This is a genomic window from Pseudomonas sp. PSKL.D1 (assembly GCF_028898945.1).
Lineage (GTDB): Bacteria > Pseudomonadota > Gammaproteobacteria > Pseudomonadales > Pseudomonadaceae > Aquipseudomonas.
In genome coordinates this window covers 2,928,090-2,944,266 of sequence record NZ_CP118607.1, presented here as the reverse complement: position 1 = coordinate 2,944,266, position 16,177 = coordinate 2,928,090, and the positions used below count along the sequence as shown (strand labels likewise).

The 16,177-nt window shown below is 64.1% G+C and carries 5 protein-coding genes; 3 read left to right on the top strand and 2 right to left on the bottom strand.

Annotated features, from left to right (window positions below; genetic code table 11):
• Position 1: 1 nt before the first annotated feature.
• Together PVV54_RS13140 and PVV54_RS13135 are read right to left on the bottom strand one after the other, a co-directional pair.
• Positions 2-1,330, bottom strand: coding sequence for an HlyD family type I secretion periplasmic adaptor subunit (locus PVV54_RS13140; RefSeq protein ID WP_274905656.1), 1,329 nt, complete (start codon positions 1,328-1,330; stop codon positions 2-4).
• Between the two features lie 6 nt (positions 1,331-1,336).
• Positions 1,337-3,073, bottom strand: a complete 1,737-nt coding sequence (locus tag PVV54_RS13135; RefSeq protein ID WP_274905655.1) for a type I secretion system permease/ATPase — start codon at positions 3,071-3,073, stop codon at positions 1,337-1,339.
• A 466-nt stretch (positions 3,074-3,539) separates the two neighbouring features.
• Between PVV54_RS13135 and PVV54_RS13130 the strand changes: the two genes are divergently transcribed.
• From PVV54_RS13130 to PVV54_RS13120, 3 genes are all read left to right on the top strand, one after another.
• Positions 3,540-14,357: a peroxidase family protein gene (locus PVV54_RS13130; RefSeq protein ID WP_274910358.1), complete on the top strand. Its 10,818-nt coding sequence runs from the start codon at positions 3,540-3,542 to the stop codon at positions 14,355-14,357.
• Between the two features lie 292 nt (positions 14,358-14,649).
• Entirely contained in the window at positions 14,650-15,615 is a 966-nt protein-coding gene (locus tag PVV54_RS13125) for a DNA-binding protein (protein WP_274910357.1), read from the top strand.
• Positions 15,616-15,706: 91 nt separating this feature from the next.
• The gene (locus PVV54_RS13120; protein WP_274910356.1) at positions 15,707-16,174 is read left to right on the top strand and encodes a sterol desaturase family protein; all 468 of its coding nucleotides are present in this window, start codon (positions 15,707-15,709) and stop codon (positions 16,172-16,174) included.
• Positions 16,175-16,177: the final 3 nt, after the last annotated feature.

The window sequence follows — 16,177 nt, the reverse complement described above, 5'->3', positions numbered from 1 at the left end:
GTCATTGCTCCTTGAACGCGCTGTCGACGCGTTCCAGCATGGGTTTGAGCAGGTAGCTGAGCAGGTTGCGCTCACCGGTCTTGATGGTGACGGTGGCCGGCATGCCCGGGCGGATGTGGTTGCTGCCGAGCAGGTCCATGCCCTCGGGGGTCACTTCCACTTGCGCCAGGTAGAACGGTTGCTTGCTTTCTTCATCCATCAGGCGGTCGGCGGAAACGGTCTTGACCCGGCCGGGGATGTTGGGGGTGTGCGCGTGGTTGAATGCCGGGAAGGCCAGGTCCACGGCCAGGCCCGGCACCATCTTGTCGATGGCCTGCACCGGGATCATGGCGTCGACTTGCAGCGGCTCGTCCAGGGGCACCACTTCCATGATGCGCGCGCCAGGCTGGATGATGCCGCCGACGGTAGCGATGCTCAGGGCCTGGACCATGCCATCGATGGGCGAGCGAATGACGGTGTGGTTCACCTCGTAATCCAGCGCCCTCAGGCGGTCGGCCAGGGTGGTGTTTTCCTTGGCGGTGTCGGTGAGCTGGGATTCCACTTCCTTCAGGTAGTCGTGCTGGCGCTGCAGGATGCGCAGTTTGATCTCGGTGGCCTGGCTGCGGGCGCGTGCGATGTTGTTGAGGTTTTCGGCCTGGCCGGCAGACAGGTCGGCGTTACTGCGCTCCAGTTCCAGCAGGCGGTTGCGCGGCACGTAGCCTTCAGCGGCCAGCGTGCGGGTGCCTTTGAGTTCCTGATTGAGAAAGCCCAGCTGTGTGGAGCGGGCGCCATACACCTGTTGCAGGCCCTTGAGCTGCGTGGTGGAGGCGCTGAGGTTTTCTTCAAGGATGTTGATTTCGCCCGCCAGCCCGGCGCGGCGGGTGTCCAGCAGGCGTTGTTGCAGGTCCATGGCGGCTTGCAGCCGGGGGTCGTCGGCGTAGCGTTCGAGCAGTTCGGGGTCGAAGGTGATGGTCTTCTGGTCGTCCCGTTCGGCCTCCAGGCGGTTGTGCACGGTCTTGCTGACAATGTACTGGGCGCTGACGGCGCCTTGCTCGGCCACCGCGTGCAGGGCATCCAGGCGTACCACCGGCTGGCCCTTTTTCACCACATCGCCTTCGCGCACCAGGATGGCTTCCACGGTGCCGCCGGTGAGGTGCTGCACCGCCTTGCGGTTGCTGGTGACCTTCACCGTGCCGGTGGCGACGATGCCGGCATCCAGCGGCGCCAGCCAGGACCACAGCAAAAAGCCGCCAAAGCCGGCCAGCATCAGCCACAGGCCGGCCCGGGCGGGTTTGCCGGTGTCCAGGTCGATCAGGCCCTTGGCATCGGCGGGGATCATCTCGGTGTGCATGGTCGGCTACTCCCGTACTTTCACGGCGGCCAGCGGCGCGGCGGCGCCGGCGGGGATCACACTGGCCTTGCGCAGTGCGGCAAACACCTCATCGCGGCTGCCGAGCATCTGCACGCCGCCGTCGCGCAGCATCAGCACGTTGTCGACGGCGCACAGCACATTGGGGCGATGGGAAATCAGTATGACCGTGGTGCCACGGGCCTTCAGTTCGGCCAAGGCATCGACCAGGGCTTTTTCACCGAGGTCGTCGAGGTTGGCATTGGGTTCATCGAGCACGATCAGGCTGGGTTCGCCATACAGTGCGCGGGCCAGGGCAATGCGCTGCTTCTGGCCACCGGACAGTGGGCTGCCATCGGTGCCCAGGCGCGTGTCGTAACCGTGTGGCAGGCGCAAAATCATCTCGTGCACGCCGGTAACCTTGGCAGCGCGGATGACCGCGTCGCTGTCTACCTCGCCAAAGCGGGCAATGTTGTCGGCAATGCTGCCTTCGAACAGTTCCACGTCCTGGGGCAGGTAGCCGAGCCAAGGGCCAAGTTCGGCCTTGTTCCAGGTGAAGATGTCGGCGCCGTCCAGCCGCACCTTGCCGGCCTGGGTGGGCCATACGCCCACCAGCAAGCGGGCGAGGGTGGACTTGCCGGAGGCGGACGGGCCGATGATGCCCAGGCTTTCACCTGGCGCAATGGTAAAGCTGACGCCACGTACGATGGTGTTGTTGGCGCCAGGCGCGCCGGCGAACACGTTCTCCACCGCCAACCCGCCAACGGGCCGTTGCAGCGCCATGCTGGGCGGGCGGCGCGGGTAATCCTGCAGCAATTCATTGAGCCGGCCCCAGGCCGAACGGCAGCCCAACAGTTGCTTCCAAGAGGCGATCACTTGCTCCACCGGCCCCAGTGCGCGGCCTGTCAGGATTGAGCACGCGATCATCATGCCGGGCGTGATCTTGCCCTCGATCGCCAGCAGCGCGCCGGTGCCCAGAATCAGCGACTGCAGGGTAATGCGCACGAAGCGGCCGGTGCTGCTGATGATCGCCGCGCGGTCAGAGGCCAGGGTTTGCATCTGCAGGATGCGCAAATGGCTCTGGTACCAGCGCTTGCTGATGGCTGGCAGCATGCCCATGGCCACGATCACTTCGGCATTGCGCAGGTTGTTGTTGGCGTAGTTGGCCGACGCCAGGGCGGCCTGGTTGGCCTCGCCCAGCGGCTTTTGCGTGGCCTTTTCGGTCAGGTAGGCCAGGCCCACGAGAATGAGTGAGCCGATCAGGGTCACCAGGCCCAGCAGCGGGTGAATCAGGTAGGAAACCAGCAGGTAGATCGGCGTCCAGGGGGCGTCGAAGAAGGCAAACAGGCCATTGCCGGTCAGAAACTGCCGCACCTGCGCCAGGTCGTTGAGTGCCTGCGCCGGGTTGCCGCCAGCGCGGCTCAGGTTGCGCTCGAACGCCGCGCTGAAGATGCGCTGGTTCAAGCCCATGTCGAGGCGGTTGCCCACCCGCACCATCACCCGGCTGCGCACCCACTCAAGTGCCGACATCAGCAGGAACAGGCCCACCACCAGGAAGGTGAGCATGGTCAAGGTGGTGACGTTACGGCTCACCAGCGCACGGTCATACACCTGCAGCATGTACACCGAAGGCGTCAACATCATGACGTTTATGACCCCGCTGAAGGCAGCAAGGGCATAGAAGGTGCGACGCAGGTGAAACAGTGTGTCGGCAAGTTCGGAGCGGGTACGTGGCAGCGTGTGCATGGTGGGCCTCCCTCTTCGAAAACCGGTGGCCTTTGCGGCTTACCGGACTGCTGAAAGTAGCGTTGCAGAGGGGCGCGGGCGGGTAGCTCTACTGGCTGCTCCGCGAAATACTTGCGCGACGTCCTCAAGCAGCAGCGTAGGCAGCATAGAAACATTTGGTAATATCATTTTGCTCTAATCAAGTTTTGAACTTTTCATAAGTTGCGTGAAAACAGCGAGTTGCAACGCATTTGCATCGCGAGCCATTTTTTCGACGTGATATTGACAAGGTGATGGCCTGCGTCTTTAGTCACGAATAACGCAGGCCCTGCACAGGCCTGCCATGTTTCTGGCGCCTCATCACCGGCATGCCGGCCCGCAAACCCGCCAAAACAGTGACCACGAACTGCGCACGTCAACATTGACTGGGCGCGGGATGGACCCTGTCGCCCTGTGTCTTCTCCCGACATCACAGGGGCATCGAAAAATGGCCAATTTCAGCAAGTCGGACCTGGAGTTCATCCTCAAGCAAATTTTCATCGCCGAGGCTCATGCCAAGGGCGTCAGCCTGCTCGACTTGCTGCCCAACAGCCAGGTACCGTTTGGCCTGCGCACGGTGGACGGCAGCTACAACAACCTGGTGGCCGGGCAGAGTGAATTCGGTGCCGCCGACAATTCGTTCCTGCGCCTGCTCGATGCCCAGTACCGTTCCGCGGCCTACGCCGCCACCGGCACGGTGGTGGACGCCCAGCCGCGCACCATCAGCAACCTGATCGTCGACCAGACCGCCGGCAACCCGGCTGCTGTCGACGCCAACGGGGGCGCGGCCTCGGTGATGAGCCCCGGGCAGGACGGGGTGTTCGGCACGGCTGATGACACACCCGTGTTCTTCATCCCCAACCAGTCGGCGGATGCCGGACTGAGCGCCAGCTTCAACTCATGGATGACCTTCTTCGGGCAGTTTTTCGACCATGGCCTGGACCTGGTCAGCAAAAGCGCCAGCGACATCGTGTTCATCCCGCTGCAACCAGACGACCCGCTGTACGTGCCGGGCGGCCACACCAACTTCATGGTGCTGTCCCGAGCTGTGCGTACGCCGGGCGCCGACGGCGTGGTGGGCACGGCGGATGATGGCCAGCCCAACACCACCTCGCCGTTCGTGGACCAGAGCCAGACCTACAGTTCGCACCCGTCCCATCAGGTATTCCTGCGCGAATACACCCTCAGCGCGGCGGGTAACCCGGTGGCCACCGGCCGGCTGATCACCAACCGCGACCTGGGCGCGGACGGCAAGTTTGGCACCGCCGACGATGGCAATGGCGAGAAGGGCGGCATGGCCACCTGGGCGGTGGTCAAGGCCCAAGCCCGCGACATGCTGGGCATCAACCTGACCGATGCCGACGTGCACAATGTGCCGCTGCTGGCCACCGATGCCTATGGCAACTTCATCCGCGGGCCCGGCGGTATGCCGCAGGTGGTTATGCGGGTGAGCAATGGCGCCGATGGCGTTGCCGGCACCGCCGATGACGTGACGCAACTGGTCGAAGGCAACCGCGCCGCGCCCATCAGCCTGGCCAATGCGGTCAGCACCGGGCACGGCTTCCTTGACGATATCGCTCACAACGCAGAGCCGGTGAAGGTGGGCGGGGTGCTGCAGGCCGATGCCGACAGCAATGCAGGCAATGCCCAGCCCGTGGGCGCGGGTGGCAACAACCTGACCTACGACAACGAGCTGCTCGACGCCCACTACATCGCCGGTGACGGCCGCGCCAACGAAAACATCGGCCTGACCGCCGTGCACCACGTGTTCCATTCCGAGCACAACCGCCTGGTGCAGCAGTCCAAGGCCACCATCCTCGCCGCTGGCGACCTGGCGTTTCTCAACGAATGGCTGGTGGATGACGTGGCCGCGATGCCTACCACCCCGGCGCAGATCGCCGCTTTGGTGTGGGACGGCGAGCGCCTGTTCCAGGCCGCCAAGTTCGGCACCGAGATGCAGTACCAGCACTTGGTGTTCGAAGAGTTCGCCCGCACCATCCAGCCGCAAGTCGACGAGTTCCTGGCCCCCAACGGCTATGACACCTCGATCAACCCGGCCATCCTCGCCGAGTTTGCCCATGTGGTGTACCGCTTCGGCCACTCGATGCTGACCGAAACCGTTGACCGCTTCGACCCGCAGTTCAACCCGATCCTGACCGACCCGAGCAACCCCGACCAACAGATGGGCTTGATCGCGGCGTTCCTCAACCCGCTGGCATTCGCCGGCAGTGGTGCCACGGCAGATGAAGCCGCCGGGGCGATCATTCGCGGCGTCACCCGCCAGGTCGGCAACGAAATCGACGAGTTCGTCACCGAGGCGCTGCGCAACAACCTGTTGGGCCTGCCGCTCGACCTGCCGGCATTGAACCTGGCGCGGGGCCGCGACACCGGCATCCCGACCCTGAACGAAGCGCGCCGCGAGTTCTACGCCATGACTGGCGACAGCCAGCTCAAGGCTTACATCAGCTGGGTGGATTTTGCCGACCACCTCAAGCACCCCGCGTCACTGGTCAACTTCATTGCTGCCTACGGCAGCCACAGCACCCTCACCGGCGCCACCACCCTGGCCGACAAGCGTGCCGCAGCCATGGCCCTGGTGTTCGGCGGCGCGGGCGCCCCGGCTGACCGCATGGACTTCCTCAACAGCACGGGCGCCTGGGCCAATGTGAGCCTGGCCGGCAAGGACGGTGTGCCGGGTACGGCCGACGACGTGACCGGCGTAACCGTCACTGGCGTGGATGCCATCGACTTCTGGGTGGGTGGCCTGGCCGAACAGAAAATGCCGTTCGGCGGCATGCTCGGTTCAAGCTTCAACTTCGTCTTTGAGACCCAGCTTGAAGCGCTGCAGAACGGCGACCGCTTCTACTACCTGTCGCGCACGGCGGGGCTCAACTTCGGCACCGAGCTTGAGAACAACTCGTTCGCCAAGCTGATCATGCTCAACACCGACGTGACCCACCTGTCCAACACCGTGTTCCTGACCCCGACCTACACGCTGGAGGTCAACCAGGCCAACCAGTTCACCGGGCTTGGCGCGGACGGCAAGACCGACCCTACCGGTGGGCTGATGATCAACGGCGTGGAGATCGTCAAGCGGGTGATCCGTGACAACCCGGACACCGACGGGGCCGACAGCAACTACCTGCACTACACCGGCGAAGACCATGTGGTGCTGGGTGGCACCGCCGGCAACGACATCATCATTTCCGGCGAGGGTGACGATACCGTCTACGGCGACGGCGGCGACGACCGCCTGGAGGGTGGCGCCGGCAACGACGCCGTGCTGGGCGGCGAGGGCGATGACATCATCACCGATTCGTTCGGCGACAACCGCCTGGAAGGCAACGGCGGCAACGACGTGATCGTGGTTGGCAGCATGCTGGCCGCCGGTAACCTGGTACTGGGCGGCGATGGCCAGGACTTCATCGTCACCACCGAAGACATCACCACCACCTTCGGCGGCCAGGGCGACGACTTCATCCTCGGCGCCAAGACCAACCTGCCGCCAACCGGCAACGCCGGTGACGACTGGATCGAGAAGGGCACCCAGGACGGCGCACCGGGCGACAACTTCGCGCCGCTGCTGACCGATGACGTGGCGGGCAACGACATCTTTGTCGGTGGCGGTGGCTTTGACGAGATGATTGGCGAGGGCGGTGACGACATCTTCGTCGGCAGCGATGCCCAGGACAAAATGGACGGCATGTCCGGTTTTGACTGGGTGACGTACAAGAACGACAAGGCCGGCGTAACCGTCGACCTGAGCCTGGCGGCGTTGGCCCAACCCCATGGCAATGCGCCAAACCAGAATACCGGCGTGTTCAACCCGGTTGGTGCCTCACCAACGTCCATACTCGACCGCTTCGCCGAGGTGGAGGGTGTTTCTGGCTCGCAGTATGCCGACGTGATCAAAGGGGATGACGTGGACGCGGTGACCATCCTCAACCACGGTGGCGCCACCGGCAGTGCACTGACCAACGTCGACCTGATCAAAGGGCTGCGCCAGTTGCTGCAGGATGCCGGGCTGCCCACCACTGGTTTTGCCACCGGCAACATGCTGTTGGGCGGCAACGGCAGCGACCTGATCGAAGGCCGGGGTGGCGACGACCTGATCGATGGCGACAAATGGCTGAACGTGCGCATCGCCGTGTACGCGGTGGGTGACGTGAACCACACAGGCCCGGAAATCGCCAGCTTCGACAGCATGGTCGACATGATCCCGTTCATGCTCGACCGCACCTACAACCCGGGGCAACTCAAGGCCGTGCGGGAAATCTTGCCTGGCACATCGGCGGGCGGCGCGGCGTTCGATACGGCAGTGTTCTCCGGCGTGCAGTCGGAATACGTGGTCACCGTCAACGACAAAGGCACGGCCAGCACGGCAGATGACGTCTGGACCGTGGCCGACAGCGTGGCCGGCCGCGACGGCACTGACACCCTGCTGCACATCGAGCGCCTGCAGTTTGCCGATGGCCAGCGGGTGCTGGTGGCAGGCCAGAACGCCCAGCCAACCGGCAGCCCGACGTTGACCGACAACAATGGCGGTGTGATTACCGTGGGCGACATGCTCAGCGTGAGCGTGGCCGGGGTACGCGATGCCGACAACATCAGCGCCGGCAACCCGCTGGGCACGCTGGCCAACCGTTCGGTGTCGTACTACTGGCAGTTCGAGGCCGACCCGGGCAGTGGCGTGTTCGAAGACATCGTGCTGCTGCCGGCCGGCGACCTGGCCTTCCAGAGCGCCGATGGCACCGCGTTCAAAGTGTCGCCCGACCTTGAAGGCCTGGCCCTGCGGGTCAAGGCCATCTACCAGGACGCCCACGGCACAACCGAAATCCTCTTCTCGCAACCTACAACGGCGGTGGCGGCTGGCGCGCCAGTGGTGCCAACCCAGGCGGTGCCGGTTGTGGATGCCACGGCAGGCGGCGAAGGCCTGCACATGGTGCGCTCGGACCTGAACTTCATCCTCGCGCAGATCAAGATCGCCGAGGCAGATGCCGCTGGCCAGGACATCCTCTCGTTGATTCCCAACATCCGCGCCCCCATGGGCCTGCGTGCGGTGGATGGCTCGAACAACAACCTGCTGAACCTCAACGGCACCAACAACACCCAGTTCGGCGCCGCCGACAACGTGTTCCCGCGCCTGACCGACCCGGTGTTCAATAGCGCCGAGGGGGCGCCTGCCGGTTTCTTTGGCCCCGGGTCACCCGCCATCCCAGGGTCTTCGTACCAGCAAACCAGCGGCTACGTGTTCGACTCCCAGCCGCGCACCATCAGTAACCTGATCGTCGACCAGACGTCCAACAACCCGGCCGCCTATGCCACGGCATACGACCCGGGCGCCAACGGCAAGCTCGACTACGGCGCGGCGGGCAGCGACGACGTGCTCAAGGACGGCGTGCGCATCGTCGCCAGCCCCGGCATGGATGGCAACTTCGGCACCGCCGACGACCATGACGTTTACCTGTTCGAGAACACCGCGGCCGATGCCGGGCTGTCGGCACCGTTCAACGCCTGGATGACCTTCTTCGGGCAGTTCTTCGACCATGGGCTGGACTTGGTGACCAAGGGCGGCTCCGGTACCGTGTTCATCCCGCTGCAACCGGATGACCCACTGTACGTGCCTGGTGGCCACAGCAACTTCATGGTGCTGACCCGCGCCACCAACCTGCCGGGCGCCGACGGTGTGCTGGGCACTGCTGATGACATCCATGAGCACACCAACACCACCACGCCGTTTGTGGACCAGAACCAGACCTACAGCTCGCACCCCTCGCATCAAGTGTTCCTGCGTGGGTATCAACTGACCGAGCATGGGCCGATTGCCACCGGCCGGCTGATCACCAACCGTGACTTGGGCGCCGATGGCAAGTACGGCACCGGCGATGACACCGAACTGGGCGGCATGGCCACCTGGAAGGTGGTCAAGGCCCAGGCCAACGATGTGCTGGGCATCCACCTGACCGACGCCGACGTCGACAACGTGCCGCTGCTGGCCACCGACGCCTACGGCAACTTCGTCAAAGGGCCCCACGGTTACCCGATGGTGGTGATGAAAGGCGCCGATGGCCTGGGCGGCACCGCCGACGATGTGCTGGTGGAGGGCAACCCGCTGGCGCCGATCGACCTGGCCAATGCCGTGCGCACCGGGCATCAGTTTTTGGCCGACATCGCCCACAATGCCGTACCGGTGTTCAGCGGCGGCGTGCTCGCGCCGGACGCCGACAGCGTGGCCGGCAATGCGGTGCCGATGAACCCGCAAACCGGCAACAACCTGGCTTACGACAACGAACTGCTGGATGCGCATTACATTGCCGGTGATGGCCGGGTGAACGAAAACATCGGCCTGACCGCAGTGCACGCGATCTTCCACAGTGAGCACAACCGGTTGGTGGCGCAGACCAAGGACACCGTGCTCGACGCGGGCGACCTGGGCTTCCTCAACGAATGGTTGCTCAACCCTGTCACCGCCTTGCCGGTCAACCAGGCACAAATAGACGCCCTGGTGTGGAACGGCGAGCGGCTGTTCCAGGCAGCCAAGTTCGGCACCGAAATGCAGTACCAGCACCTGGTGTTCGAGGAGTTCGCCCGTACCATTCAGCCACGGGTCGACCTGTTCTTTGCGCCGACCCAAGTCTACGACGTCGACCTCGATGCCTCGATCGTCGCCGAGTTCGCGCACACCGTGTACCGCTTCGGCCACTCGATGCTGACCGAGACGGTGGACCGCTTCGACATCGATTTCAACGTGATCGGTGACCCCGGCAGCGCCAACCCGGAGCAGCAACTGGGCCTGATCGCCGCCTTCCTCAACCCGCTGGCCTACGCCGCCAGTGGCGTCAGCGCCGAAGACGCCACCAGTGCCATCGTGCGCGGCGTCACCCGGCAGGCGGGCAACGAAATCGACGAATTCGTCACCGAAGCGCTGCGCAACAACCTGCTGGGGTTGCCGCTGGACCTGCCAGCCATCAACATCGCCCGGGGCCGTGACGTGGGCATCCCGTCGCTGAACGCGGTGCGTCGCGACATCTACGGGCAAACCGGCGATACCCAGCTCAAGCCTTACACCAGCTGGGTCGACCTGGTGCAGCACCTCAAGCACCCCGAGTCGCTGATCAACTTCATCGCCGCCTACGGCACCCATGCCACCATCACCTCGGCGACCACACTGGTGGGCAAGCGCGATGCAGCCATGGCGCTGGTGTTCGGTGGCGAAGGCGCGCCGGCAGACCGGCTGGACTTCCTCAACGGCACTGGCGCCTGGGCCAACGTGACCCTGGCCGGCAAGGACGGCGTAGTGGGCACCGTGGACGACCTCAAGGGGGTGACCATTACCGGTGTGGATGCCATCGACCTGTGGATCGGTGGCCTGGCCGAGGAGAAAACCCCGTTCGGCGGCATGCTCGGCTCCACGTTCAACTTCGTGTTCGAGAACCAGCTGGAAAAACTTCAGGATGGCGACCGCTTCTATTACCTGGAGCGTACGGCCGGCCTGTCGATGAACGCCGAGCTTGAGAGCAACTCGTTCGCCAAGCTGATCATGGCCAACACCTCGGCCACTCACTTGCCGGGGCTGGTGTTCTCGGAGGTCGGGTTATACCTGGAAGTCGACCCGGGCAAGCAGTACAACGACGGGCTGGGCAAGCTCGACCCGCTGGGTGACCATGGCCAGCAAGTGGTATGGCGCGACAACCCGCTGACGGCAGGCGCGGACAGCAACTACATCCGCTACACCGGTGATGAACACATCGTGCTCGGTGGCAGCAACGGCAACGACATTCTGATTGCCAGCGAAGGCGACGATACCGTGTGGGGCGATGCCGGCAACGACCGCATCGACGGCGGCGACGGCAATGACCAGCTGCGCGGTGGCGCCGGCGACGACATCATCAGTGACACTGGCGGCGACGATAACATCCAGGGTGGCGACGGCAACGACGTGCTGCACGGCGGCAATGGCGTCAACCTGATCATCGGCGGCTTCGGCAATGACTTCATCGTCACGGGTGAGGATGCCTCCGAAGCCATCGGCGGCCAGGGCAACGACTTCATCCTCGGCAGCAAGGCCAACGAGCAGGACATGGGCAACGAGGGTGATGACTGGATCGAGAAGGGCACCTCGGACGGTGCGCCAGGCGACAACTTCGACCCGCTAGGCAACGACCCGGTGATCGGCAACGATGTGTTCATCGGCGGCAACGAAAACGACAAGTTCAACGGTGAAGGCGGCGACGACATCATGGTCGGCAGCCTGGGCTTCGGTGACCGTTACATTGGCGGCTCAGGCTATGACTGGGCAACCTTCAAGGGCTTGGCCCAGGGCGTGTCCATCGACTATACCGACCGCTTCTTCGATGTACCGCTGGTGCCAGGTTCCGGTGCCTCGGCACTGGTGCGCTTCGACATCATGGAAGGCCTGTCGGGCAGTGCCCACGGCGACTTCCTGCGGGGTGACAACGAAGATGCCGCCTCGCTGCCCACCGCCGGCGCCAACGGCAGCGTGCTGACCAACATCGGCCTGATCAACGGCCTGGCCGACCTGCTGGCCGCCGGCGCAACCTTCTATGACGGTGGCAACATCATCCTGGGTGGCAGCGGCAGCGACTTGCTCGAAGGGCGCGGTGGCGATGACATCCTGAGCGGGGACAAGTGGCTCAACGTGCGCATCAGCGTGCGCGCCAACCTCGACGGCAGCGGCCCGGAAATCGCCAGCTTCGACAGCATGGAGCCGATGGTGCCACTGATGCTCAACGGCACCTACAACCCGGGGCAACTGGTAATCGTGCGGGAAATCCTCAAGGGTACCGACCAGCACGACACGGCACTGTTCTCGGGCGTGGCCACCGACTACAACGTGGTGGTGGAGGGCGATACCGTGATCGTCACCGACCTGGTGGCCGGCCGTGATGGCGTTGACCGCCTGACGGGCATCGAGCGCCTGCAGTTCTCTGACCGGGCCTTGGCCTCGGGAGTGGGTACAGCCCTGAACAGTGGGCCCTCGGGGCACTTGGTGATCCTCGACGATGCCACCGGGGTACGCGATGACTCGCCCGTGGCCGGGCAACTGCTGCGGGTTACCAGCCGGGGCGTGCACGATGCCGACAACCCCAATGGCGGCGTCGTTACCGGCCCAGTGGCCTATTACTGGCAAGTCGAACAGTTGCCGGGGTCGGGGGTGTACGAAGACATCACCTTCGTCGCCGCTGGTGAAGCGTCGCGCGCCACGGGTACGACCTACCGGGTCACGGACGACGTGGCGGGCCTGAACATACGCGTGCGGGCGGTGTATCAGGATGCCAAGGGCACGCTGGAAATCGTCGATTCGTCGGCCAACAGTGCGCCAACAGCCGGGCTGGCTGTTACCGGGTTGCTGGTACAGAACCAGGTACTGACTGCCAACCCGGCCACCATCATCGATGCCGACGGGCTGAGCAACCCGCAGTTTACCTTCCAGTGGCAATCCAACCGCGGCGTGGGTTGGGTCAACATTGCCGGCGCCATCAGCAGCACCTTTGTGCTGACCCAGGCGCAGGTGGGGCAGAACATGCGGGTAGTGGTGAGCTACGTGGATGATTTCGGCGTGACCGAAACCGTGGCTTCCGACATTCTGGACCCGGTGGCCAACGTCAACGATGCACCCACAGGCGCCGTGCTGATCAGCGATACCACCCCCGACCTGGGGCAGGCTTTGACGGCGCTGACTGCCGGCATTGCCGACCTGGACGGGCTCGGGGCCTTCAGCTTCCAGTGGCAGCAGGGCACCGGCGGCACCTTTACCGATATTGCCGGTGCCACCGCTGCCACCTTCACCCCGGCGTTTGCCCAGGGCAACCAGCAACTGCGGGTGGTGGTGCGGTATACCGATGGCTTTGGTGCACTGGAGGCCGTCACCTCGGCCGCGACGGCGCCAGTGGTGGTGCCGCCCGGTGTGGTGCTGACGGGCACCAACGGGGCCAATACCCTGACCGGTACAGCGGGCAGCGATACGCTGTCGGGCCTGGGTGGCAATGACATCCTCAATGGCCTGGGCGGGATGGACCAACTGTTCGGCGGTGTGGGCAACGACACCCTCAATGGCGGTGCCGATAACGACATCCTCAATGGCGAGGATGGCAACGACATCCTCGACGGCGGCACGGGTGCCGATGCCATGAATGGCGGCCTGGGCAATGACACCTTCGTGGTCGACAACGCAGGCGACACCGTGACCGAAGCCGCCAATGGCGGTACCGACCTGGTTCAGACCAGCCTGGCCAGCTATACGCTGGGCAACAACGTCGAGAACCTGACCTACACCGGCAGCAGCAATTTCACCGGCACCGGTAACGCATTGGCCAACACCCTGACCGGTGCTGCCGGCAACGACCTGCTCAACGGTGGTGCTGGCGCTGACCGCCTGGTGGGTGGTGTGGGCAACGACACCTACGTGGTCGATAACGCCAGTGATGTGGTGGTGGAGGGCACCGGTGCCGGGACGGACACGGTGCTCACCTCGCTGGCCACCCTCACGCTGGCAGCCAATGCGGAAATGCTGACCTACACAGGCGTCGGCAACTTCACGGGCGTGGGCAATGGCCTGAACAACACGCTCAATGGTGGGGTGGGCAACGACACCCTGAACGGCGACGGCGGTAACGACATCCTCAACGGCAATGCCGGTAACGACACCCTCAACGGTGACGCAGGCAACGACCAGCTGTTCGGTGGCCTGGGTATCGACAGCCTGAACGGCGGCGGCGGTGATGACAGCCTGGATGGCGGTGACAACGACGACACACTCAATGGCGGCGCCGGCAACGACACGCTGCTGGGCGGGGCGGGCAACGACAACCTCAACGGGGACGTGGGCAATGACCTGCTGGTGGGTGGCGACGGCAACGACACGCTGTTTGGCGCGGCCGGCACCGACACCTTGCAGGGCGGCGCCGGCAACGACTTCCTCAACGGCGCAGAGGGTAATGACACGGTGATCGGCGGGGCGGGCAACGACACCATGGTTGCCACCGACGGCAACGATATCTTCCAGTTTGCCGCCGGGTTTGGCGCCGACCTGATCATCAACTTCGATGCCAACCCGGCGGGCGGGCAGGACCGGCTGGATGTGACGGGGTTGAACATTACGGCGGCGAGCTTTGCCGCCAACGTCAACATCGCCGATGTGGGGGCGGACACGTTGGTGACCATCGGCGGGGCGGATTCGATACGGCTGGTTGGGGTGGCGGATGCCACCACGGTTACCGTGGCGGACTTTATTCTGGCGTCTTGATCGGGGAGTTGTAGCGCCTGTGAGATGGGGCGCCGCCCCGCGGCGCATCGCGGATAAATCCGCTCCTACAAAGGAATGCGATCCCCTGTAGGAGCGGATTTATCCGCGATTTGCCCACCACCATCGTACTACCGTCAACACCTTCACCTCTTGACCGCGTCTCAAGCCTCAAAAGATTCGATAAGCCGTGATTATTAAGCCTTAGATTCCACTTGAAACCCTACCTGAATAGGAAGAGAATCCACCAATATATACATGGTACGTACCACAATACGAAATCGTAGGAGCAAGCATGGCCCGAGGCGGCGTAAACAAGGCACTAGTGCAGCAGGCCAGGCAGCTGTTGATCGCCCGGGGCGAGTACCCCAGCATCGATGCGGTACGTATCGAGCTGGGCAATACAGGCTCAAAAACCACCATCCATCGCTACCTCAAAGAGCTGGAAGACAAGAAGCCTCTGGTGTTGCAGGGTGCCTCCGCGCTAAGCGACCCGCTGACCAAGCTGGTGACCCAGCTGGCCGAGCAGCTGCAGGAAGAGTCAGATGCCCGGGTCGAGCAGGCATTGGCAGCCTTCACCGAACAGCGCGAACAGCTGCAGGCGCAACTGGAGCTGGCCCGCCAGGCGCTGGCAGCTGCCCATCAACAGCAGCAAATTCAGGCAGCCGCGCTGGCGGCCGAGTCCGAACGGCTTGCGGCAACCCAAAGCACGCTGCAAACCGAACAACTGCGCAGCGCAAGCCTCAACCAGTCGCTGGGCGAGTTGCAGCTGCGGCTGGCCGACAAGGACGAGCAGGTACGCTCGCTGGAAGACAAACACCGCCACGCCCGCGATGCGCTGGAGCATTACCGCGCCGCCAGCCGCGAGCAACGTGAGCAGGACCAACGTCGCCATGAGGCGCAGCTTCAACAGTTGCAGGTGGAGCTGCGCCAGCTGCAGCAGGGCATGATCGTCAAGCAGGACGAACTGACCCGCCTGCACCGCGACAACGAACGGCTGTTGGGCGAGCACCGCCAGGCCAGCGGCGAATGCAAGGTGCAGGTTGAGTTGCTGGAGCAGCGCGACGCGCAAATTCAGGGCTTGCGCACGATCCTCGCGCAAGCCCAGGGCGCCAGCGATGAAATGCGCCGGCAACTGCAGCTGCAGGCGCAGAGCCTGGATGAACAACGCGCCCTGCAGGCTGAACAGGGCCGGCAGCTGGCGTTTCTGCAAGGTGAATTGCGCAAACGTGACGAGGCAATCCCTGCCCAGGGGGCGTGACGGTAGCGGCACCACCAGTCACGGCTGAATGGAAAAATCAGCCGGCAATCGTTACCCTTGCGCCATTCTTTGCCTTCTTGCGGACCGTTACATGCTGTTCAATCTCGCCGTGCTGCTCGGCACGCTGGTGGCCATGGAAGGTGTCGGTACGCTGGCGCACAAGTACGTCATGCATGGCTGGGGCTGGTGGCTGCACCGTTCGCACCACGAACCGCACCTGGGCATGCTCGAAACCAACGACCTGTATCTGGTCGCGTTGGGGCTGATTGCCGCTGCATTGGTGGCCTTGGGCAAGGCCGGCTATGCACCGCTGCAGTGGGTGGGTGGCGGCGTGGCGAGTTATGGCGTGCTGTACGTGATTGCCCACGACGGGTTTTTCCACCGGCACTGGCCGCGTGCACCGCGGCCGGTCAACCGCTACCTGAAACGCCTGCATCGCGCCCATCAATTGCACCACGCCATCAAGGGCCGCAAGGGCAGCGTATCGTTCGGCTTCTTCTATGCGCCGCCGCTGCAAGTGCTCAAGCGGCAACTGCAGGCGCGGCGCAACCGCAACTGATAC